This is a genomic window from Nitrosopumilus piranensis (genome assembly GCF_000875775.1).
Classification (GTDB): Archaea; Thermoproteota; Nitrososphaeria; order Nitrososphaerales; family Nitrosopumilaceae; genus Nitrosopumilus; species Nitrosopumilus piranensis.
Genome location: NZ_CP010868.1, coordinates 1,684,482 through 1,706,238, shown reverse-complemented (window position 1 = coordinate 1,706,238; position 21,757 = coordinate 1,684,482). Strand labels below are relative to the sequence as shown.

General features: G+C 35.3%; 28 protein-coding genes and 4 tRNA genes. 11 read left to right on the top strand and 21 right to left on the bottom strand.

Annotation, left to right across the window (positions count from 1 at the left end):
* Positions 1–39: 39 nt before the first annotated feature.
* The 13 genes from NPIRD3C_RS10360 to NPIRD3C_RS10300 form a co-directional block, all read right to left on the bottom strand.
* On the bottom strand, positions 40–261 hold the full coding sequence (locus NPIRD3C_RS10360) for a hypothetical protein (RefSeq protein ID WP_148704058.1): 222 nt from the start codon (positions 259–261) through the stop codon (positions 40–42).
* 14 nt (positions 262–275) lie between these two features.
* The gene (locus NPIRD3C_RS10355) at positions 276–839 is read right to left on the bottom strand and encodes a TATA-box-binding protein (RefSeq protein ID WP_048071569.1); all 564 of its coding nucleotides are present in this window, start codon (positions 837–839) and stop codon (positions 276–278) included.
* 66 nt (positions 840–905) lie between these two features.
* Positions 906–1,361 carry an ASCH domain-containing protein gene (locus NPIRD3C_RS10350; RefSeq protein ID WP_148704057.1) on the bottom strand — a complete coding sequence of 152 codons (456 nt, stop codon included), beginning with the start codon at positions 1,359–1,361 and terminating at the stop codon, positions 906–908.
* Position 1,362: 1 nt separating this feature from the next.
* The gene (locus NPIRD3C_RS10345; RefSeq protein WP_148704056.1) at positions 1,363–2,904 is read right to left on the bottom strand and encodes a pyridoxal-phosphate dependent enzyme; all 1,542 of its coding nucleotides are present in this window, start codon (positions 2,902–2,904) and stop codon (positions 1,363–1,365) included.
* A 66-nt stretch (positions 2,905–2,970) separates the two neighbouring features.
* Positions 2,971–4,533, bottom strand: a complete 1,563-nt coding sequence (locus tag NPIRD3C_RS10340; protein WP_148704055.1) for a vWA domain-containing protein — start codon at positions 4,531–4,533, stop codon at positions 2,971–2,973.
* Positions 4,534–5,328: an AAA family ATPase gene (locus NPIRD3C_RS10335; protein WP_148704054.1), complete on the bottom strand. Its 795-nt coding sequence runs from the start codon at positions 5,326–5,328 to the stop codon at positions 4,534–4,536.
* 40 nt (positions 5,329–5,368) lie between these two features.
* On the bottom strand, positions 5,369–6,826 hold the full coding sequence (locus tag NPIRD3C_RS10330) for an NAD(P)/FAD-dependent oxidoreductase (protein WP_148704053.1): 1,458 nt from the start codon (positions 6,824–6,826) through the stop codon (positions 5,369–5,371).
* Between the two features lie 190 nt (positions 6,827–7,016).
* On the bottom strand, positions 7,017–7,442 hold the full coding sequence (locus tag NPIRD3C_RS10325) for an RNA-binding domain-containing protein (RefSeq protein WP_148704052.1): 426 nt from the start codon (positions 7,440–7,442) through the stop codon (positions 7,017–7,019).
* Positions 7,443–7,468: 26 nt separating this feature from the next.
* The gene (locus NPIRD3C_RS10320) at positions 7,469–8,080 is read right to left on the bottom strand and encodes a 30S ribosomal protein S3ae (protein WP_148704051.1); all 612 of its coding nucleotides are present in this window, start codon (positions 8,078–8,080) and stop codon (positions 7,469–7,471) included.
* Between the two features lie 40 nt (positions 8,081–8,120).
* Entirely contained in the window at positions 8,121–9,386 is a 1,266-nt protein-coding gene (serS, locus tag NPIRD3C_RS10315; RefSeq protein ID WP_148704050.1) for a serine--tRNA ligase, read from the bottom strand.
* Positions 9,386–9,628, bottom strand: coding sequence for a KEOPS complex subunit Pcc1 (locus tag NPIRD3C_RS10310; protein WP_148704049.1), 243 nt, complete (start codon positions 9,626–9,628; stop codon positions 9,386–9,388). The genes serS and NPIRD3C_RS10310 overlap by 1 nt, the downstream gene beginning before the upstream one ends.
* Entirely contained in the window at positions 9,591–11,012 is a 1,422-nt protein-coding gene (recJ, locus tag NPIRD3C_RS10305; protein WP_148704048.1) for a RecJ family nuclease, read from the bottom strand. Before recJ ends, NPIRD3C_RS10310 begins: the two co-directional genes overlap by 38 nt.
* Positions 11,012–11,461, bottom strand: coding sequence for a 30S ribosomal protein S15 (locus NPIRD3C_RS10300; RefSeq protein WP_148704047.1), 450 nt, complete (start codon positions 11,459–11,461; stop codon positions 11,012–11,014). The genes recJ and NPIRD3C_RS10300 overlap by 1 nt, the downstream gene beginning before the upstream one ends.
* 124 nt (positions 11,462–11,585) lie before the next feature.
* On the opposite strand from NPIRD3C_RS10300, the gene NPIRD3C_RS10295 reads away from it, so the two are divergent.
* A complete protein-coding gene (locus NPIRD3C_RS10295; RefSeq protein WP_148704046.1) occupies positions 11,586–11,918 on the top strand; it encodes a hypothetical protein in 333 nt (110 codons plus the stop codon).
* Between the two features lie 111 nt (positions 11,919–12,029).
* The gene (locus tag NPIRD3C_RS10290) at positions 12,030–12,299 is read left to right on the top strand and encodes a hypothetical protein (RefSeq protein WP_012215889.1); all 270 of its coding nucleotides are present in this window, start codon (positions 12,030–12,032) and stop codon (positions 12,297–12,299) included.
* An 85-nt stretch (positions 12,300–12,384) separates the two neighbouring features.
* Here the strand turns inward: NPIRD3C_RS10290 and NPIRD3C_RS10285 are convergent, their stop codons facing one another.
* From NPIRD3C_RS10285 to NPIRD3C_RS10275, 3 genes are all read right to left on the bottom strand, one after another.
* Complete coding sequence (locus NPIRD3C_RS10285) at positions 12,385–12,909, bottom strand: hypothetical protein (RefSeq protein WP_148704045.1); 525 nt, start codon at positions 12,907–12,909, stop codon at positions 12,385–12,387.
* Positions 12,910–12,947: 38 nt separating this feature from the next.
* On the bottom strand, positions 12,948–13,262 hold the full coding sequence (locus NPIRD3C_RS11085) for a hypothetical protein (RefSeq protein WP_148704044.1): 315 nt from the start codon (positions 13,260–13,262) through the stop codon (positions 12,948–12,950).
* A gap of 94 nt (positions 13,263–13,356) precedes the next feature.
* Positions 13,357–13,926 carry a methane monooxygenase/ammonia monooxygenase subunit B gene (locus NPIRD3C_RS10275; protein WP_148704043.1) on the bottom strand — a complete coding sequence of 190 codons (570 nt, stop codon included), beginning with the start codon at positions 13,924–13,926 and terminating at the stop codon, positions 13,357–13,359.
* Positions 13,927–14,182: 256 nt separating this feature from the next.
* Here NPIRD3C_RS10275 and NPIRD3C_RS10270 point away from each other — a divergent pair, with 256 nt between their 5' ends.
* The 3 genes from NPIRD3C_RS10270 (at position 14,183) to NPIRD3C_RS10260 (ending at position 16,012) form a co-directional block, all read left to right on the top strand.
* Positions 14,183–14,746: a methane monooxygenase/ammonia monooxygenase subunit C gene (locus NPIRD3C_RS10270; RefSeq protein ID WP_016939485.1), complete on the top strand. Its 564-nt coding sequence runs from the start codon at positions 14,183–14,185 to the stop codon at positions 14,744–14,746.
* A gap of 120 nt (positions 14,747–14,866) precedes the next feature.
* Entirely contained in the window at positions 14,867–15,229 is a 363-nt protein-coding gene (locus NPIRD3C_RS10265; protein ID WP_148704042.1) for a hypothetical protein, read from the top strand.
* Between the two features lie 132 nt (positions 15,230–15,361).
* Positions 15,362–16,012: an ammonia monooxygenase family protein gene (locus tag NPIRD3C_RS10260; RefSeq protein ID WP_012215883.1), complete on the top strand. Its 651-nt coding sequence runs from the start codon at positions 15,362–15,364 to the stop codon at positions 16,010–16,012.
* A gap of 71 nt (positions 16,013–16,083) precedes the next feature.
* Here NPIRD3C_RS10260 and NPIRD3C_RS10255 read toward each other — a convergent pair whose 3' ends face one another.
* The gene (locus NPIRD3C_RS10255) at positions 16,084–16,947 is read right to left on the bottom strand and encodes a DNA adenine methylase (RefSeq protein ID WP_148704041.1); all 864 of its coding nucleotides are present in this window, start codon (positions 16,945–16,947) and stop codon (positions 16,084–16,086) included.
* A gap of 150 nt (positions 16,948–17,097) precedes the next feature.
* Positions 17,098–17,171 (bottom strand) — tRNA-Thr (locus NPIRD3C_RS10250).
* A 91-nt stretch (positions 17,172–17,262) separates the two neighbouring features.
* On the opposite strand from NPIRD3C_RS10250, the gene NPIRD3C_RS10245 reads away from it, so the two are divergent.
* Positions 17,263–17,386, top strand: a tRNA-Leu gene (locus NPIRD3C_RS10245).
* Between the two features lie 7 nt (positions 17,387–17,393).
* Here NPIRD3C_RS10245 and NPIRD3C_RS10240 read toward each other — a convergent pair.
* Positions 17,394–17,780, bottom strand: coding sequence for a hypothetical protein (locus NPIRD3C_RS10240; RefSeq protein WP_148704040.1), 387 nt, complete (start codon positions 17,778–17,780; stop codon positions 17,394–17,396).
* 180 nt (positions 17,781–17,960) lie between these two features.
* Here NPIRD3C_RS10240 and NPIRD3C_RS10235 point away from each other — a divergent pair, with 180 nt between their 5' ends.
* The 3 genes from NPIRD3C_RS10235 to NPIRD3C_RS10225 are packed head-to-tail and all read left to right on the top strand — an operon-like array spanning position 17,961 to position 19,557.
* Positions 17,961–18,311, top strand: coding sequence for a hypothetical protein (locus NPIRD3C_RS10235; protein WP_148704039.1), 351 nt, complete (start codon positions 17,961–17,963; stop codon positions 18,309–18,311).
* 58 nt (positions 18,312–18,369) lie between these two features.
* A complete protein-coding gene (locus tag NPIRD3C_RS10230) occupies positions 18,370–18,621 on the top strand; it encodes a hypothetical protein (RefSeq protein ID WP_148704038.1) in 252 nt (83 codons plus the stop codon).
* 42 nt (positions 18,622–18,663) lie between these two features.
* Complete coding sequence (locus NPIRD3C_RS10225; protein ID WP_148704037.1) at positions 18,664–19,557, top strand: helix-turn-helix domain-containing protein; 894 nt, start codon at positions 18,664–18,666, stop codon at positions 19,555–19,557.
* Here the strand turns inward: NPIRD3C_RS10225 and NPIRD3C_RS10220 are convergent.
* Together NPIRD3C_RS10220 and NPIRD3C_RS10215 are read right to left on the bottom strand one after the other, a co-directional pair.
* Positions 19,558–19,632: transfer RNA gene (locus NPIRD3C_RS10220), tRNA-Ile, on the bottom strand.
* Between the two features lie 33 nt (positions 19,633–19,665).
* The gene (locus NPIRD3C_RS10215; protein ID WP_148704036.1) at positions 19,666–20,220 is read right to left on the bottom strand and encodes a thioredoxin family protein; all 555 of its coding nucleotides are present in this window, start codon (positions 20,218–20,220) and stop codon (positions 19,666–19,668) included.
* 80 nt (positions 20,221–20,300) lie between these two features.
* Between NPIRD3C_RS10215 and NPIRD3C_RS10210 the strand changes: the two genes are divergently transcribed.
* Together NPIRD3C_RS10210 and NPIRD3C_RS10205 are read left to right on the top strand one after the other, a co-directional pair.
* A tRNA-Ala gene (locus NPIRD3C_RS10210) sits at positions 20,301–20,374 on the top strand.
* Positions 20,375–20,672: 298 nt separating this feature from the next.
* Positions 20,673–21,737: a hypothetical protein gene (locus NPIRD3C_RS10205; RefSeq protein ID WP_148704035.1), complete on the top strand. Its 1,065-nt coding sequence runs from the start codon at positions 20,673–20,675 to the stop codon at positions 21,735–21,737.
* Positions 21,738–21,757 lie beyond the last annotated feature (20 nt).

Below are 21,757 nucleotides of genomic sequence, written 5' to 3'. Positions count from 1 at the left end.
AGTTTGTAAAATTTAGTAAAGTTATTCTATTTTTATGGCTTATCTGGATAGAAACTCTCCGCCTGCACCTTTGTACAAGATAAAATATTCATCAGGATTCTTTCTTTCTTTTTTAGCATTTAGTGCATCTTGATACATTTCAAAATGTTCTACAAGATACAATTGGTTTCCAGGCTCTGAAAAATAATCAATCCCAATCAAATCAAATCCGTTATCTGGAGTTAGTCTCTTCTTTTCTTCAGCAAAATTATCTTCAGTCAATCTTTTTGTAAAATCTATTGATCATAAATCATTAGATTTTTTTCTTCTAAGACTGAATGTAGGTTGTGAACAGAACGATACACGTCTGATTCTTTTTTGGCTCCAGTACAAACCAATTTACCTGATGCAAACAACAAGATTACAGTTTTTGGATCAAGCATTCTATGAATAAGACCTGGAAATTGTTCAGGTTCATACATACTTCTAGGTAGTGTTCTTGCAGCCTTTTCTAGATGTATTTTGCCACCAAGATTAATAGCTGCTACAATATTTTGTACAGTAATTACTGCATCTTTTTTAATTTTGATTTTTCCTTTTCTCAATTTTTGAACAACTGTGTTTACTGCCTTGATTGCCATCTCTTCAGATTTTGCTCCAGTACATACCATCTTTCCTGTTCTAAAAATCAAAGTTGCAGTTCTGGGGCTCTTTAATCTAAAAACTAATCCTGGAAATTGTTCAGGATGATATTCAGTATCTGGAAATTTTTCTGTAATTTCATTAAGGTCAATTTTTTGATCAACTGATGCAGATGCTACAACATTTTCAACGCTGACAATAGGTTTTGTTTGAGGCATAACGAGGGACTTTAAATAGGTCCTTTATATATACTAGTCAAATTTTTTGGGAAAATTTGGGTTTACTCAATGGTGACCAATCCACTGGTATCTATATTCCTCATCTATAATGTCTGAAACAATCTCTTTGTTTTTGATTTTTGTTTTAGGTAATTCCACATCAAACAATCCTAATCGTCCTTTGTACGGGATGGGGATTCGAAATGGTTTTGCATTTTTTAGCAAAAAGCCATAAGATCTATAGTGAAAATTTTTTGAAGCAAAATGAAATTTTTGATCTAACTTGACTTGGTTTTGCGAATCATAATTTTTTACGTCATAAATTTCCACTTTCCCAACAATTGCACCTGTGACAAATTTTTTGTCAATCTTTAATCTTTTACAATCCTCTTTTCTGATTTTTAATGGGGAATGTATCAGTAATTCTCCACGAAAATTTGTATTCCATTTACGTAACTCGATTGTCTTTTTACCTAAAATAATTAAATCAGCAAATGGTTGTGATACTGAAAGACATTTCAAATTATTCTCTAGCTACCTGAATGTATTCTCCAGGATTCTTGCCTCTTCCTTCAGGCAGATTTGTTATTCCTCCATTCAAACTTTGAGTAACTATTCCCTTACTTGCTAATACCTGTGCAGTCATAAGTGATGTATTTCCTGCCATACACACTAGTAATGATTTTCCTTTGGAACCTTGCAACTCTCTACTAATCTCTTCAGGAACTTGTTGAGTTGATAACAAATTGTTGATAGTAGATGCTTTTTGTACAGTAATTTTTGATTTATCCACCCCTAATGATTTTGCAATCATCTCAATTCCTTCTTCTTTAGGTGTGTATTGTGTATGAACCCAAATAATATTATCGTAATCTTCTGCAACAGCTACTGCATCTTCTAATGATACTTTTATTGGGGGTTTATCTTGTGAAATTTGCTCAAAGTTTTTTCTATATTTTTCAATTCCATCAGCTACCATAACTACTGCTTTTTTGATTTCTCCTTTGTATGCCATCTCTAAGGCGGCAAATAGCTCTAATGCACTACTCTCACCAATGTCGTGTCCTTTGTCTACCATAAACTTGAGAAGTAATTTTACATTCTCAAAATCAACTTCGTGTTCTGTATATAATTCAGGATTGTATAGTGTCAAACCCTCTGCCTTTGATTTTGTTCTAATTCCTGCGACATCTTGGCCTAATGGTGGAAAAACAACGTGAACTGCTTTTTTGTTGTATTTCTCAGACATGTATTTGCTTAGACCTCCTGACGTTCCACCTGTTCCAAATGAACAAAAGAGTACATAGTCTTCTAATGAATCCCCAACTTCATGTAACTGCTGATCAATTTCAGGTGCAGTGACTGTATTGTGAATGTCAATGTTTAATTCATTATCGTATTGTTTTGGACAAAACATGTTGTAAATCTCTGCCAAGAATCTTGCTAAATTGATAATGTCTTGTTTTGCTAGTAATGCTTCAATCTCTCCAAGATTTTTGTCAAACAGTTGAGGATCAAATCCCATCTCTGTTAATTGTGAACGAATATTTGCAGCAGTTGCTTTTGCAGCCATTTCATCTGCTTTGTTTTCCATTCCAGGAGCTGGACAAATATCCATATCTAAATCCATAATTTTGATATTTTCATTTCTTAATTCTTTGAATACCCCTTCTTGCAGTTTTCTTGAAACAAGTGCAACTACTGTTACTCCAAGTTTTGATAAGAGACCTAATGCAATTCCAAAGTTGCCCGAAGTGGCCTCAATTACTACTCTCTTTCCATTACATTTTCCACTTTTGATTGCCTCATGGATAATGTGTGATGCTGCTCTTACCTTGATAGAGCCACTAAGCAATTCTGAATCAAACTTTCCATAAATTTTGAAATCTTTGTCATCGAGATTTAGTTTAAAGACGCTTTTGGCACATTCTTTCAAGTCTGCAGTTAGATCTACCAGTGGTGTTGCATTTACAATCTTATCTCCTTCTTTGTGTGGAATCTTACTCCATACTTGGTCTTCAAATTTTTGTAATAATTTGGGATCATAATTTTGATTTTCTGACAATTTCTAAACCTCTTAATTTTTTCTCAATAAAATATCTATAGAAAATTAGTTCAGCCTATTTTCAACTTAGATATCTAAAATTTTGATGACCTTGTTTGGAATGTCTCTTAGACGGCTTACTGCCATAGTTTTTTCATATCCTAAATGTCTTAGATTATTTGCAATAGTTGTAGCCCTTACTGTATTTGGACCAAGGCCTAGGGCTGCCATGCTTATGCCTAATCCCTTTAGTGATTTTGTCATGTTTCTAACTGCGTCTGGGTCTGATGGTTCTCCATCAGTCAATGTCAGGAAAATATCTGGTCTCTTTGATTGCAAAACTGGAAACATTTTGTCATATACTTCTGCTAGAGGTGTTGAGCCATTTGCAACAATTTGAGCTAATCTCTTTGCAGTAACATTGTTCCATTTCATGTTGTCTGGTTTTATGGACCAACATACTACTGATCTGTTTTCTGTACTAAATGCATAAACTGCAAATTTTACTTTTAGATACGCTAGCACTTCGCAAAGTGCTAGTGTTGCTTTTTTGTACTCAATTGCATCTGAAGAAATACTTGATGAATGATCCAATAATATGACAATTTTAGTTTTAATTGATTTTTTTATGTCTGTAAAGAATGGTTCATTTCCTTCTATGTAATTCTCCTCATCAAATTCATCTCCTGAACTCAAATGTTGTTCTTTCCAACCTGTTTTCCATTCTTTGAATTTTGTTTTTAATCCATTTATCAAACTCATATCATAAATGGTTGTTTCATCAACATTTCTTGTGGACGGCGTTTGAATTCCTATTGCTTCAGGCATTAGTCCTTTATTTTCTGTTTTTTTATCTTCATCTAACAAAACGTTGTATTCATCAATCACATTATCTCCTCTCAATATTGCAGAAGGATCAACTGAACCAAAATCACTCTCTTTATTTTTAGAAACTATCTTTAGAACTCTCAATAACTCTTCTTCTGATAATGGCATTCCTACTTTCATAAATGGTAATGATACAGGAATTGTTAGAAGCGAATCAATTTCAAGAATATTGATAATCTCACTTACATTTTTTTCAAGCCATTCTGTATCAAAATTTTCTTTTATAGTCTTGTCAACAATTTTTTTAGCAAATGTATCTGCCCTCTTTATTTTTTCAAAATGACTAGATTGTATTTCCCCTTTGATTGCGCCAAACATAAAGTATTGATAAAATGCCTCAACTATCCTCGCTTTTCCATAAACTGTGTGCAATTGGGGCCTGGAAACAAGCATGTAGGCATAATTGAAGATAATTTCATTATCCATTCCTCTCCACACTTTTCTGCCTAATTCCTCAATTCGTCTGGTTTCCATTGTGTTTAGAATGAAGCCAAATGCATGATCATTGCTGAGAATTTTTTTACAAAACTTTATTCTCATTGCCTCATACCACAACGACGTTCTAAATTGCCTATATTTTTGAAAATCACTTCCAATTCTTTTTTCTAGTGGGGTTAAGATTACTTTATTTTCATTTAGTCTTGTTTTTGTTTCAACCTTATCTGAAATTTCTACGAAAATATTGTCTCTCTCAGACCATCGTCTTACAAGAAATGTGGCAATTTCTACTATTGATTCGTTTTGAAGCTTGACTGATTGCATTTAATTTCCAAACATAGAGGTAATGATGTCACTAACTTTTTGATATTCTATATCTCCCCATTGTGTGTAAACATTACCAAAAACAAAATTGGCCGCTTCCTTTGGAGACATCCCACCATCTAGTAATTTTGCAAAAGCAATTGTCTCTCTTAGACTTGGGGAATAAAACAATTCTTCAACGGCTGCTGCTTGTCTTAATGTGTTAGCTAGTTTAATTGCTTGAATTATTTCTGAATCATGTTCTCCAGATACATGTTTTTTCACTATCTCTAATTCTATTTTTTCAGGTGGGTATTCTAGTCTTATTCTAACTGGAAATCTACTCAAAAGTTGTGGCGGTAGTTCTTTTGTTCCACTATGTGTTAATGGATTAATTGTAGCAACAACAAACCACTCTTTTTTTGCTTTTACAATTTCCCCTGTAGCTTCCTTTAATACAATTTGTCGTCTGTCATCTAATGCTTCATCTAATCTCAACAAAACATCTGCTTCTGCAGAATTAATTTCATCCAAGTACAATATGCTTCCTTCTCTCATTGATTTTATCAAAAGCCCTTCATCAAAACTTACGGTTCCATCTGTGAGTGTTTTGGTTCCAACCAAATGACTCTCTCTTGTTCTGAGACTAAAATTTATTGATTCTAAATTGGTTTCCTTGCTTTTTGCAAAATCCCTAACTAGTGATGTCTTTCCTGTACCCTTTGGCCCTATAATGAGGACAAAAAGACCTGCATCATATGCCTTGTTGAGAGTTTGAATTGAATTATTCCAATCAAGATATTGAACTTCCTCCAAAGTATGTTTTCATTGATTTCAACAATATTTATTGTTAGATCTATTTTCCAAATGCTTCTACTTTTGTAAATGCTGCATCAAGTCTTTGATGAAGTGTTTTATTCCATTCATCAAAACCAGATGGATCTTTTGGATAATTATAATAGTGCTCTACTAACCATTGGTTTTCTTTTGATGTGTATCTTAATCCGTCTGCAACTGTCTTATTCATTGCACCTCTAATTATCATTCCAATTTTTCCTAATCCTGAAAAGTCTGGATGCTCACCTTTGCTGATTGACTCAACATCAAGGTTTCCCAAAAAGTGTTTCATACCATAACTAATTTGCTCATTTGACATCTGTTGAACTAGTCTTCTAAACAATTCTAGACCTGCAGTTTTGTATCCATATTCTTTGATGAAATCTAAATTATACTGCCATAAACTTGCTTCTGAAACATCATTTGCCTCTAGTGCTGCTGCTACATTTTTCCCTAAAATAGTTCCTGCAATTAGTGCTGGACCAATTCCTCCTGCATCAATTGGTTTTGGCATCCATGCAGAATCTCCAACCATCATGTATCCTGCAGAAACCATGCAATCATTTTGTCTTCTAACTGAAACTTGGAAGATTCCAGAATTATTGTTAATGTCTTCAGGATCCTCCGAAAGTTTTGGATTTTTAATGACGGTATTTCTATTCAGATACTCTTTCATTAAAGACTCTACATTGTCTTTTTTGTCCAGTCGTTTGTTCCTTCTTTCTAAAAGTGATTTTTCAACTCCTAAACCTATATTGACTTTGTTTTCTGCTTTAGGAAATACCCATCCATATCCACCTGGTGCTATATCTTGGTCTAAATGAATAATACAGTAATCAGGATCAAATTCCGTTAGATCTTTTTGTCCTGGTTCAAAATACATAATGTATCTGCCAGTAGATTCCAAATCTCGTCTATCGATTCTTTTTTCTACCTTCGTTGAATTTTTTAATCCATTTCTGAGCATGGAAGTTACTCCGGTAGCATCAATGACAATTTTTGCCGTTTTCTTAAATGGTTGCTTTGTTTTGTTATCTAATCCTTGAACTCCAACAACTTGTTGTCCATCATAAATTAGACCTGTAAGATTAATTTCATATTCAAAATCAATTCCAGCTTTCTTACATCTTTCGTTTTGAATCTCTGGAAGTTTTTGACGATTTAACATGTATCCTGCACCATCAAATGGGATTGCAGTTTCCTTATCTGGCGAAAATGCCATGACTCCTTTTACGTCGTGTTCAATCTCTGGTCTGGTCCATTGCACCTTGATTCTCTCTGCCATAAAGTCCACTGCCTCTTTTGAGCAAGCGTCTCCACATACCCACCCAGCAAGTGATTTTCTACCTGGCAAAAACTCTGCATTTCTATCAACAACTAAAATTTTGGAATTTTGATTTGTATAATGGGAAATAGCTTGTGCTGTAATTGTACCTGCAAGACCTCCGCCTGCAATTATTACATCATAATCTGCCAACGATAAGAGGTCCGTCTATCCGTATTTAAAATAATACCATGAAATTGTCTAAGGAATAGTATGTTTTTGATTTGTGATCGATTCAAAATTTGGGGTCGGTTCGTCGCGGCGTCTTCAAAGCTTTCGCTCAGACTGGAGCGGCTGTTATCTCCTCATTCCCAAATTGTATTGTGGTTTTATTCTATTTAATCTAGTTGGCAATTTGAAAAATTTCAGTAAATGTTTTGATAGTATTTTTTTTATTGTAAATGGGTGTATGAATTTTTATTTTTATTGTGTCTTTTTCACTTACAGTGATATTACCTTTCACTAATTCCTGCTTGTCTAATCTCATATGAAATCTTGAATCAACTGTTCTCTCTTCAATGTCGTTGATTAATTCATCAATTTGCTCAGATGGTAATAGTTCTACCAATTTTTTTATAAAATTTAGAGCCTGTTTTTTGATAATTTTTGCATTAAGCAACATTATTGGATTATCAAAATGGCCTGCTGTCTCATTAATGGTAAAATCATCTTCTTTAAGTTCTAACACTTCAAAAGCTTGGAAAATTTTTGAAATATCTTCTGTAGCATGAATTATTACATCAATTGTAATCTCTATCTTGTCACTCATGATATACTAAAATAATGTTTGACTGTTTATGCTTCAAGCAAAACTGTTTCTTTCTCAGCAGTTCTGATGAGTTTTACTTTTTCAAGCCCTACATGTCTTACTCTAATTACTTTCTTGAATGCTGCCATAATGTCTGAATTGATCTTACTATAACATGTGGCTTGAACAAATTGCTCAATTGTCATGTCTGGTACTTGCTTGTTAATTACATCTCTTGCAATTAATCTAAGTGCGTGTTTTCTAGATGTGTTAAGTTGTCTATGGGTTAGTGCAATTACTTTAATTCTAAAGATGTATCCATCTTTTGTCTTTACATCAATAATGAAATTAATCTTTGATGAACCACGTCTTACTAAACTGCGCAAGAATTCTTTTGAATACTCAAATCTCTTGAAAATTGTTGATGCTTTGTCTCCATCAACTTTGTTAATTTGGAAATAGATTTTGTATTGATGTTGTGAAGGATCCCCTTTTAGAATATCATATAGTGTAACTTCTAAAACTCGACCTGCAGCATTTTCATCATCGGTAATTGGAACATATGCAATTGGTACATTGTTAAATGAATCTGGGGCATTAACAGTAACCCAGCGTTTTTCTCGCCACTTGTCTTTTACTCTGCCTTTTCTACGTGCCAATTATTATCGACCTTTAAACCCAAAATATAAGGGTATGTCACTAGATCTCTTTCTGATTTCCCATGTAACTCTGTAAAACATGAGGGATTTTGATATGTCCATCTTTTGTCTGAAAATTCTCCATTATTGATACTAGTATTCTGGTTGTGGCCACTAGTGTACTGTTTAGTGTATGCAAGTATTGTGTATCTTCATTTGTTTTGTCTCTAAATCTGATCTTCAATCTTCTTGCTTGGTAATCTAAACAGTTTGAGCATGACACAATCTCTCTATAGGAATTTTGTCCTGCCATCCATGCTTCAATATCATATGTTTTAGCTGAAATTTTCCCCATATCTCCAGTTGACAACAGCATAACTCTGTGTGGGATTTCTAATTTTTGATAAAACTCTTCAGCCACTGCTAGCATTTTTTCATGCTCGCTCCATGAGTCCTCTGGTCTTGAGAAGACAAATTGTTCAATTTTATCAAACTGGTGAACTCTGAAAATTCCTTTTTGATCTCTTCCATGTGCCCCTGCCTCTTTTCTAAAACATGGGCTTACTCCAGCATATCTAATAGGGAGATCTTTTCCTTCTATGATCTCCTTTGAGTGCATTGCTGCCATGGCGTGTTCTGATGTTCCAATCATGTAAAGATCCTCTTCTTCGACTTTGTAGATTACCTCTTCAAAATCATCTGCAATTACTGCCCCCTCCATTGATTCACGATTAATCATGTATGGTGGCTGCACAAGAGAATATTCTTTCTGTGCAAGAAAATCTAAAGCAAAATGGATTAATGATTGGTTTAGTCTTACCAAATCATTTTTCAGATAATAAAATCTAGCACCTGCTACTTTGGCAGCTCTCTCTAAATCAACTAAATCCAAATTTTCAGACATGTCTATGTGATCATTTATCTTAAAATCAAATTTTGGAATCTCGCCCCACTTTCTAACTTCTTTGTTAGCAGTATCATCTGCCCCCACTGGAACCGATTCATGAACAAGATTTGGAATTGTTAATGCCAACTTTGAATACTTGTTTTTAATATCTTCTTGTTGTGATTCTAGTTTTTCTAAATCCGATGAAACTTGAACCATCTCATTTAAAATCTGAGTTGTGTTTTCACCTGCTTTTTTCTTCTGAGCTATTTGAATTCCTATTTGATTTTTCTTTTTTCTTAGTTCATCTGTTTTTATGATAAATTCTCGCCTTTTTTGATCTGCCTCAATTAATCCATCTAAATCAAAATCTACTGCCCTTGACTTGAGCATATCTCTGATAATCTGTGGTTTTTCTTTGATTATTTTGGGATCTAACATTATTCGATCACCTTTAGTGCAACTTGAACATGTTCTAACACTTCATCTATGGTTCCAATTAGCTGTTTCATGTTCTTCTTACTTTCGAAATTAAAAACTAGTTTGTTATCAACATTTTCAACATAAAGACTCAATCCTTCTGGAAAGTCCACATTATCTGGCTCTAGTGCTTTTTTGACAGTTTCTGCCTTTTCTTTTGAAATATTATTGAGAACTACCTGCACTTGACACGTTAACGACATTTACTTCTAAATAATTGAGAAAGTCATCCAATTTGTCTTTAGTTATTTTTGCTCCAGCAGCTGCATCATGACCTCCTCCTATTCCGTCAAATTTCTCAGCACCTGTCCTCATCAGTTCACTTAGATTGATATCTGATTTGCATCCAAATGATTTTCTTGATGAGAATTTGATCGTATTTTCTTCTCCCTTTGTTCTCAAAATTACAATTTTTCCTGAATTCTTTGGAGCACCTGCAATTAGGGATGAAATTGTTCCTGTCATAGTTTCAGGGACAATATCTTCACCATTTACCATAACACATGTCTCACTTTCTGATATCCTCCATCTCTCATTTGATAAAATATTCATGTATTCTCTAATCATCTTTCTATAATCTGTCAAAATGGTTTCTCCTTCTCTTAGGATCTTGTTTCTATCCCCCATACAGATTGCCATTCCAACCCCAGAACGATTGATTCTTCCACAAGAGTTTAGCATAGTTGAAAATTCTCTACCATCTCTCAGAAAACTCCTTTTGTCTTCTCTTGGAAATGTGTATGTGTATCCAATTAATTCTGACATTATTTCAGTAGCGTTTTTTCCAGATGTGAACTTTGTAATTGATTCAATGACTAGTCTCTTTTCTTCTTCATTTAATTCTGCAGGAACTCTCCACCTACCTCCATCTTTTAGCTGGATTCCAGATGAATTTAGAAGTGAAAGACAAGCATCTCTATTCCATGTTAATCCTTCAATAAATGGCTGTGATGTAAAAGCAAGGGCGTCTGGAAGGGATCTTGTTTCTCTTCCAACCAATAATAGGTCTAAATCCATCTCCACTAATCCTTGCCCTTCTGCAGTATTGGCAATTTCAAAATTCTTTCCTGTAAATGATTTTCTCTCTCCCTGATCTTGTCTATCTCCTAATGCCGAAACAACTGCTATGGATGACAAATCAGAGTTCTTTTCATCTAGTGCCATGGATGCAAGATATGCCATGCCACCTGCACAAATTTCCTTTCCGCCATCAATTCCATATTTCCATGCATTAATGACATTTTGATTATCTATCTCTTCATCTGGAATCTGATGATGATCTAGTACAATCCAATTATCTCCTAATGTCTCATTGAGGTTCTTTGCAAAACCTCCTCCTAGATCTGTTACTATGTGGAAATCTCTAGAATCTGTTTTAAAAGATTCTACAACATTTTTGCTAAATTCCTTTGATGTTCTAACAGTACAATTTGCCCCTTCTCTGATTAGGGCTTTGGTAATAATACTTCCAGATGTTAATCCATCACAATCAATATGGGTTGTAACAAAAATTGATTTTTTTGATCTTATACAATCTGAAACTCTATCTTTGAAAAACGAAAGTGACTCATCAAGTGATTTTGTCATTACTCTAATTGAGCTACCACGGATTTATATTTCCAGGTTGCTGGGATTCTGCCAATCTTTTTGTAATACACTGATAATCTGTGAACTTTGGCTTCAATTAATTCCAAAGATCTGACATTTCTTCTGTCTCCTTTGTTGGCTTTGAGGTGTTTTTGAAGACCTACTGCTTTTTTGACAATATTTTCAAGATCTTCAGGCATTTCTGCTTTCAAATCATTTTCTTCTAAAATTTCCCCAATTGTCTTTTTTGTAATTGGTTTGATTAGTGGGATTGAATGTTGGTCTCTTAGTTTAATTCCAATTTGACTAGGAGTTAATCCGTCTTTGGAATATTTTATTACTAATTCTTCAACGTCTGCAGGACTTTGTGTGATCCATGAAGGTGCACGTAGTGTAGCTGGTCTAATAGAATGTGACTTGCCATGTCTATGTGTGTGCATTCTTCCCATAATTTGGCTCACTTGAGTACAGAATTAAACGTTACTTATACTGATCTCGTACATTCTTCAAAATATGGGGTTCAGAATAAAGTTTTAAATAAGTACTATTCGTCCAATCGATTAGGTAAACGGTATGAATACAAAAGTACTCTTAACAGCAACCATGCTATCTGTATTTTTCTTCGGTGCCATAGGTGCAGCTTCCGTTGCATTTGCTCAATACATGGGCAATGTAGGTGACGAAGGACAAACAGGAGCCTATACCTTAGAAGAAGCACTTGAGATTCAAAGAAGAAGAATCGAAGCTGCTGAAGCAAACCCATCATCTGGTTCAGGAACTCCGTATCTTGATGCAGGTGGTGTCGTTGGTGCAGCAGTTATTGCTGGTGCAGTCTTTGGCGGTATTGCAGGAGCTTTCTTAATTAGAGGAAGATCTGGCAAATACGCAGCAATGGGTAGAGGATAATCAAAACCTCACTTTTCTCTTATTTTATTATCTGACCTTAGTGTTTACTGATCTCGTACTTTATGATAATAAAAGAAATGTATATATCGCAGAAATTGAGCCAAAATATACATGACTCCTATCGTAGGAACTTTCCTTAGTATCCTGTCATCACTTACAGGACAACTAGGACCAAACTATGATCCATTATTCTATGATGTAATGATTTACATCTTCGGAACCATGATGTTCACAGTATTCCTTCTTGGAATTATCTCATTCTGGTTACGTGTCCACGGATGGGCTTACAAGGACAACCGTGAGAGATGGGTCGACGAATTGGACAGACACTTTGAAAGAGAAGGTATCGGTCTTATTCCCGACAACGGTAAATACTGGTAAAATCACTTCCTTTCTTCTTTTCATTATTTTTAATTCTCTAGTGTAGACTACGATAATTTGGTATTTTCTTGTTTTTTCACAAAGTCTAATTTTCTGGTAGGAAGTCTGTGTCCTTTGACTCATCATATGCCTTTGATGTGAATTCTGCTTTGTAGTGATATCCGTCCTGGAATGGATGATTGATGAAGTGAGGTGATTCTTTTCCATTTACGTAAATTGCTGACTTGCTTTGATCCATATCTCTTAGAGGGAAATCCCACATCCACAAAAAGTGGCCTATTTCAAATGGATAATCTTCCTCCCATTCGGCATAAATCGTACCATCATTTGTCAAAGTATACATGGTCCTTTGGCATTCCCCATCTAGACCTGAGTTGATATTTGCTGGAATGTCTGTTGGAAGACCATCGATGATTATCTCTAATGTGGCTTTAATTTTGTAAGGTGTATCTCTATCATTAATACAAACTTTGAGAGGATTGTCCTGACCTAACTGAGCTTGAATCACACTACTTGCTATTCCGACAGATATTGCAATGACTGCAGTTATAGCTAGAAACTTTAGTGTTTTTTTTCTCTTGTAAGGATCACCCATTCCTGGCCATATCATAATGATGGCTTTAGTCAGATTCCTTAAAGTCCTTTCTGTTATTCGTACATGATTTCGATTGTATCTAATTGATCTTGATGATCTGCAAGAAAATAGGTAATTTCATCTGAATCAATTTCAAGCCATTCTGATTCTCCCTTGTATGGTAGATAGTCTTCTACAAACAAGTCTTTTGGGCCTGTTATTCTGACAAGAACATTTTCTCTTTTTGGCTTTATCTCAAAAGGCAGTTTGAGCACTTTGCCCCTCCTTTGATTTTGGATATTAACTTTGTATGGGTCTTCCCTAAATTCAACTTGCCCAAAAAAATAACTTTGAAAAATATCTAATTTTTTAATTTTGAAATTTAGCATATTTTTTACTTGACTTTATTGCAGATAAGACTTGGTTTTTGACTTACGCTAATCGTAAGGATGTTTAGAAAATGAAAAGGAAAAGGTTGGGTGGTTAGATTACTTGCCAGGGTCGTGTTGCAAACGTAATGACATATCCAACGCCAATCAAAATTGATTGATATGCAATGTTGGTATATGGGATTGGTTTGATAATTGGTTCTCCTTCAACGACAACTGTTTGACCTGGACCGAGTCCTGGACCAACTTGGGCTACATTGAGTTGGGTGTGTACGTGGTATACACCTGCTTCAAGTGCTTTTGCAGATAGTGAATATTCTACGATAGAGTTTCCTGGAATGTCAAAGACGTTTCCTGGTGGATCTCTAGCGAGCATCTCCCATCTGTTACCTGCGTTAGTTGACTCTGAGAAAATGGAAATCCATCCTCTAAGGTCTCTTTCTACAAGGCTGACTAATGTTCCTTGAAGTGTCAAGGTTTCGCCAGTTTGCAGGGATTGTCTGTTAAAGGTTTCATCTTCAATTCTGATGAAACGACTCTGGAGTTGTGCTTGGACACCGTGTGCATCTGCAGTTGGAAGTATGGATTCAACCCAGTTGAAACCTAAAGTTCCTAGTGCAAGTACGACAGCTAGTCCGAATACGAAAATCTTTTTTTCGACCATAGTTATCCCTAATATTGTGAAAGATAATACACGTCGTTATATGTTTTACCTTCATTGCGAGGATCGATACTACTAGTAATGTTAATCATTGATGTTAAACATTGAAAATAATAAAAAATGATTATTATTTTTACAATTACCATAACATAAAACAAAAATTATTTCATAAATTAATCATAAATTCATCAAAAATTTTATAAAAAAACATTCAGTTTCAATCTCTTACTTTATATTCTCAATATACACCATGTGTAGCATGGCACAGATGCCCGCATTAATCCCAAAAGAAGTTGAGATTCAGAGACTTAAGAAAATCTGGCTCATCGTCATTGCTATGGGATCTACCGCAGCATCAGTCGAAGTAGATAACTTCGTTGATGGTTCTCTACATCAGACATCTATCAGAGATAGTGCATTTACACCAGCACACTGGTGGCTATATTCACACTTTGTAGCTTTACCACTTGGATGGGGTTCAGCAGCAATCTATGATAGAAAAGTTCCAGTTCTCAGAGGTCCAAATAATTCAATGAACACAGGTTTGAAGATGACCATTCTTGGTTACTTAGCAACTATGTTTACAATTGGAGTCAATGAGATGTGGCACTTCTGGTTTGTAGAAGAAATCTTTGCAGTTCCAAATCACTGGATGTTTAACATGGGTGTTGTAGTAGCATTCATGGGTGCACTTGCGTACGTAGTCAGAGTATATGCTAGACTCGTAGAGTTAGGTGCAGAAACTCCAGGAGAGAACCCATATGTCGCAGAGATGTACAAGATGGCCTTAGAAGGCAAATTGTACAGTAGATCAATTCCATAGACAAAATGTGCAAACGCACAATTTTTTCTATTTTATTATTTTAAACAAAAGACGTAGATCGTACCCTTACTGTCAGTTTAAGAAAGACTTAAAAGGATTCTGTATTAGAATAATTCCAGAATGACTCTTCCAAAAGGATTCGGTTCAGGCGGTGGCGGTGGATCATCCAGTGCTGACGTAGAACGAATGATTGGAAGGCGCGTTGAAAATATGACTGGTATTATTACTGTTTCATATTGGGCAGCATTATTAGCTACTTTTGGTGGTACTGCAGCAGGATACTTCTATTATCCATGGGCATATCCAACCGCAAGTGGCCACTTTGCATTCATCGTGCTTGCAATCATTGAGGCAATAGGTTACATCTTCTGTGTTAAAGTCATGGAAGAAGGTTCCAACAAGAATAGTAATGGTATAGTTGGTGGCAGTATTGCTGCAACCGTAGCATTCGTGCTCTTCGTATCATTATTCGTCGGTTGGTAATCAGAAGGAAAACCCTTCAGATACACTTCTTTTTCATTTTCATTTTCTAAAAATCGTTGCTGTTTGCCGAAATCTGCAACGATCTTCATCATACTCTAAAATTTTATATACTGACCGTTTCTTCAACTTCATATGGTCTGGTTAAGACGATGTACACACTACTTGTTCATAGTAGTGGTTGCAGTTAACTCTACACTGTTAACAATTAATGCAGGAGACTACATCTTCTACACTGACTGGGCTTGGACTTCGTACACGGTATTCTCAATATCGCAAACGTTGATGCTTATTGTAGGTGCAACATATTACCTAACATTTACAGGCGTTCCAGGCACAGCAACGTACTACGCTCTGATTATGACAGTATACACATGGATAGCAAAAGCCGCATGGTTTTCACTCGGTTATCCATATGACTTCATTGTAACACCAGTTTGGTTACCATCAGCAATGCTGTTGGACTTAGTCTACTGGGCAACAAAGAAGAACAAGCACTCCTTGATACTGTTCGGCGGCGTACTGGTAGGAATGTCGTTACCATTGTTCAACATGGTAAACCTGATAACAGTAGCAGACCCACTTGAAACGGCATTCAAATATCCAAGACCAACATTGCCACCATACATGACACCGATAGAACCTCAGGTAGGTAAGTTCTATAACAGCCCAGTCGCTCTCGGTGCAGGTGCAGGTGCAGTTTTGGGATGTACATTTGCAGCATTAGGTTGTAAACTCAATACTTGGACTTACAGATGGATGGCCGCTTGGTCAAAGTGGGACTAAACACCCAACCTTTTCCTTTTCATTTTATTATCAACTTCTAGTGTGAACTCTAAATTGATGTTTGAAAAAATCTAATAATTTTTAATCAATAATTCAAAGTGACCTGTTCTCTTTTTTGAATTAGAATTGATTGAACGGTTTGCTTGAACCTTGGTTAATTTCCAAGGTTTTCCTGAGAACATATCAGATACTTGTTTTGAATCAGAATTTGATAACAACACTTTGCATCCTTTGGAATCTAGTTTGTTGCACAGTTCTGTCAGTCTTCTAAGATCACTGTCAGTAAAGTCCTTGTTTGTGTAACTTGTAAAATTGGCAGTATCACTTACTGGTTGGTATGGTGGATCAAAATATACCAAATCGCCTTTTTTGGCATCTCGTAGAACTGCCTCAAAATCACGGCATTTGATGGCGACTCTACTTGTTTGTAATATGGAACTAACAGAACGGAGATTTTCTTCATTTACGATATTTGGATTTGTGTATCGTCCTAATGGGACATTGAATTTTCCTTTACTGTTTACTCTGTATAATCCGTTAAAGCAAGTTCTATTCAAAAATAGCAATCTTGATGTTTTTTCAATTTCGCTTCTTGGATTTGATTCTCTAACTGAATAGTAATATGATTTAGAATCTTTACGATAATTTTTTTCGTGATTTTTTAGAGATGAAATTAACTCATCGATTCTATCACGAATTGTGGTATATGCTAGTACCAGATCAGAGTTCAAATCAGAGATGCTGCACTTTTGACCATTTCTCTCAGTAAGGATGTGAAATAGTAATGCACCCCCTCCAATAAATGGCTCATAATATGTCCCAAAAGTTCTTGGCAAATTCTCATTTAGAATTGGAATCAACTGGCGTTTTCCACCGGCCCATTTTACAAATGGTTTTGGGATGGAAGTTGATACTTGGGAGTATACTTGTTTCAATAGTTAGTATCACGGAATTTTTTAACACTTAGGGACACAAAAAAAATTGATCTCGAACTAACTTTTTCCTAGTTGAGTAAGAGCTTAAATACAAACTTCGTAAATTCCCCAAAAATACGATTTTGACCAATAATTTTAGAAATTGAAAAAAGCTTCGAACGGGATCCGGACCCGCGACCTTTACCTTACCAAGGTAACGCTCTACCAGGCTGAGCTATCGAAGCACAAATTCACCCTGTAGAAAATCCTTATAATTCTTCATTATCTTGGCATAATCTGTAAACTGTTAAATTTCACACACATTTTTACCCTGTTGGAGGAGTAATCAAGCCTGGCCAAAGTAAGTACACTTTGTGCTTTTGGACATGCAGGACTTAAGATCAAATAATGGGTGATCCTGTCTCTCAGGAGTTCGTGGGTTCAAATCCCACCTCCTCCATACACAACTATTTTGGATGTTTGATTCCTCTAGCGTTTAAAATTTCATAGACTTCTGGTATGGACCAGACATAACCTACATGGACACAATCTTTTTCATCACAAAGCTGGCAGAACAACTCTCCTTTCTGAACTGCAACTTCTGCAATTCTGTTTTTGATATTGTCTTTTAGAATTATTCTATCATCATCGACTGAAATCTTTTCAATCTTTGGAGCATATCTTGCAAAGGTCTTGTCCTTTTGCATCATCTCTTCTAACATGTAAGTAACATATCCTGAGAAACTATTGACACCTTTCATTGCCAGGTCGTCTTTACTCTTTTGATAAACTTCTTGGAATTTATCGTAGACTGTTTCTGAAACTGTTATTGATTTGAATCCTGCTTTTGGCAATTTACTTTTCCCTTACCGTACATTAAGGTACCCAAGTATATAATGTTTTATTTTAAAGGTATTGTACCACTTATCGGTTGATATTTGACTTGTTACCTTTCGGTTGATGAAATAATTCTAGGTGTGTATTAATTCAACTTTATTTCAATTCTTAAATTTCAGTTTGCCGAATATTACAGTATGAAGATTTTGGTAATGGTATTTGTACTACTTTTAGTCTGTAATTTAATATCATCAGCAAGTGCTCATCCTACTCCTATCAAAGCGACAGTGTTTGATGGCGAGGATTCAATTCTTTTCAATGTTGAAACGGGTGGCGGTTATGGAGAGAGTATCTCCAGCATGATGCCACAAATTAGTGATGAAAATATCCTGCAATCTAATGACAAGTGGTTAGGTACCAATTTCATTTGGGTTTTGACAAGTGTGATTGTTATGATTATGATACCTGTTGCGTTAATGACATACAAGGAAGAAATCGATAAACCCATTGAATCCTTTATTGGTGAAATTGAAGAAAAAGATGACTAATCTATTTTGATGCCAAACTTGTAATTCCCTACTTACCGCTGAAGAATCAAAAGACCATTTGGTGTGCAATCCCAAACTAAAAAAATTCAAGACAGTCTTTGCATCATCTTTTTTCACTTCAAAAAATGATGATGGTGAACCATGTGTAGTAATTGATGGATTAGATAATGTAGGTTATGCCTTTGTGAAAAAAGACCCTAAACTCATGCCTGTCGAACTACCTTGTGATAATTATCAACCTAAGGGTAACATGGAGGATATACACTGTAAAGGTGACAGAACCATTTTAAAAATATATTTCTGGTGTTAATCAAAATTAGTCTTTATACAATACCTTCATCCAAGAGCAATTATGGGAAAAGGATATTCTGCTGAAGAAATTCGTGAAAAACTAATTTCAGTTTTGAAGGATTCTGAAACTGGAATGTCAGGAGTAGAGATTTCTGATAAAATGGAGATTAGCAGAATTACCATGACAAAATATCTCAAGGTTTTTGCAGTTGAAGGATTGGTTAGACAAAAAAATATTGGAAATATGACGTTGTGGTTTTTAGAGCCAGGACAAGAATCTTTCAATTTTCCTGATGACTATTTCAAAGTCGGACCTCTGTTTCTTGATTATTTGATTAAAGGAAAAGAAGATCAAGTTTACTCTTTGATTCGAAACTCTCTGCACTCTGGAGCAACAGCTAATCGTTTGATAATTGAAGTTATTTCTCCTACTATAGAGTTAGTCAAGAACTTGTTTGATGAAGGAAAAATTGGCTCTGCTGAGCAAAACCTACTTAGAACTACAATCTCCAAATCTCTTCAAATTTTAAATCAAATTCCAATAGTTGCTGATCCAAAAAAGAACATAGTTGTAATTTCAGCTGACTTTCATAGCAGTCTACTTGCAGAAGCAGCATCTACTGCATTTCATTCAGATGGATGGCAGGTTTCTCATTTGGGGGATATGTCTTCGGCAATCAACGTCTTGTTTGATCTTGATTTTCAAAAACTGGTTGGAAAGATTTGGAAACAAAAACCAGGTATTTTGATTGTACTTGTTTTCTCAGAAACAGATGCGGGACTGAACTTTTTTGCTGATTCAATTAATCCAATCAAAATAAAATCTGGAAAACGTATGAAATTGATACTTTGTGGAAATCCTTCAAAAAAAGCCAAGAACAGTTCTGATCTTTTGACAGATAAATTAGATGAAATCATTCAGTGGTCTCAAACAGTATATCAAAATCTAAAGTAATGGGCCCGATGAGATTCGAACTCATGACCTTTCGATTATCAGTCGAACGCTCCAGCCAAGCTGAGCTACGAGCCCACGAACAAATCTCTAGGCCAGAGTCATTTAAGTCTAATTTTCTTTCCACTTGATTGAACAGCCAATAGATGGATCAAAGTCATTTTCGATTTTTTCTCCATCTAATAATTTCTGGATGTTGTTAATCATGGTCTTTTCTGTAGCAGTATCGTCTGGCTTCATTGCATTGTCAATTCTTCCATGAAATACTAGCTGTTTTTGGGCATTAAACAAGAATGGGTCTGGAGTACACATTGCACCATATTTCCTGGCAATCTCTTGTGTCTCATCTATCAAATAGTCAAATCCAAATCCCTTCTCTTTTGCTGTCTCTTTCATTGCATCAAAACTGTCTTCAGGATAATTTGTTGAATCATTACTGTTGATTCCGATAATTGCAATATCTTTTCCAAACTTTTCATACAATTCATTTAATGCATCAGCTTTTGCCTTGACATAAGGACAATGATTGCACATGAAAATTATCAAGATTCCTTTGTAATTGCTATAATTATTTAGGGAATGTCTTTTGTCATCAATTCCCAGTAACTCAAAATCAGGTGCAATATCTCCTGCTTTTAGCTTAACTTGAGATTCTAAAAGTACCATGAGAAAACATTCCTGCTTTCAAATAAAATTCTTGCCAAGAAGACAACAATTAAAATCCACAGATTAATCAAACCTCGTGTGGGCCGGTAGTATAGCCTGGTAGTATACCCGCCTTGCACGCGGGGGGTCACGGATTCAAATTCCGTCCGGTCCACTTCTAATATGCACGATCTTCGCAGAATTCGGGTTTGCTGGATGGATTTAAATAGGATAAGTTTCCGTTTTTCCTCATGGCAAGCGCAGTAGATGGATGGCCAGTATTCATTCCACTAATTGTTGGTTTAGCTCCAGGATTAATTTACTGGTTAGCAATTACCGCAAAGAGAAACTAAAACTTACATCTCTTTTTATTATTTTGTTTAATTAGTGTAAACTAGGTAAAACGTTGTTACCTTTCTTGTTGACTATATGATATGTTCTAGAAAATTAATCTCAATACCAAAAAAATACTGATGCAAAAATTCATTTTTGGCGCGTTTTTGGTTTTCCTTCTTATTCCATTTTCACAAGCCTTTTCTGCTGAAGTCACTGATACTCCTTCAACACTTTCAGTATCTCTAAAAAGTGAAACTCCTTTTGTCTATCAGGATTCTGATGGCTATACTGTTGTAGTTGGTGCTGTTAAAAATCACAATTCTCAAACTTCTGTTACTAATGTATTGATTCAAGTAAAATTATTTGATGATCTTGACCCTAATCCTATAGAGATTGTTCAAGGCAGAACAACCCTTGAGGTAATTCCACCAAATGGTGAGTCTCCATTTACTATTCGCTCTGAAACTCCAAATCCTGCAATTACCCAAGCATCAATCACTCTTCTGGGATTTGATTCTTCATCATCAAAACAAAAAGGACTTGCTGTATACACTAGTGAAGTTTCATTGGACAAAACACTGTTCTTTGAAGGAGTATTGAAAAATAGCGGTGCGCCAAATTCTAACACCAATGTTTACCTTGCATTCTATGATGGGTTTGAACCACCTAGAATTCTTGAGGTAGCAACAATTGAATTAGGTGATGTTGAGTCTGATGCTGAAGTCTCATTTAATATTGATAAAAAAATTGATTTTAGAGCAGTAGGCTTTTTGTTATTTGCAGAATCAGATGTGTTCTCTTCTGATTTTGTTGATGTAAAAATTCCCAAACCACAATCACTAACAAAACTTGTATCGATATCAAGTGTTTCTGTAACTGATTCATATGGAAACAAACTATCTGAAATTCCACTTGGTTCTACAGTAAATATTGAAAGTAAAACCACAGTGGAGTTTGTTGAGGAACAAAATAGCTATAATGTTCCATACACGTATTATGTTCAAATCAAAGAAGCTGAAACTGGCAAAGTCGAATACATTGGAAAATTTGATGGACGATTTGAATTTGCAAAACTCCAATCTCAGGTAGTAGATTGGATTCCAGAAAAAAGTGGACTCTTTTTCATTGAGACTTTTGTTTGGGATAGAAGTAACATTCCCTTGGCAGAACAGGGTCCATTTGTTTTAATTAATGTAAACTAGTAGGTTTATTTTCAAAGAAA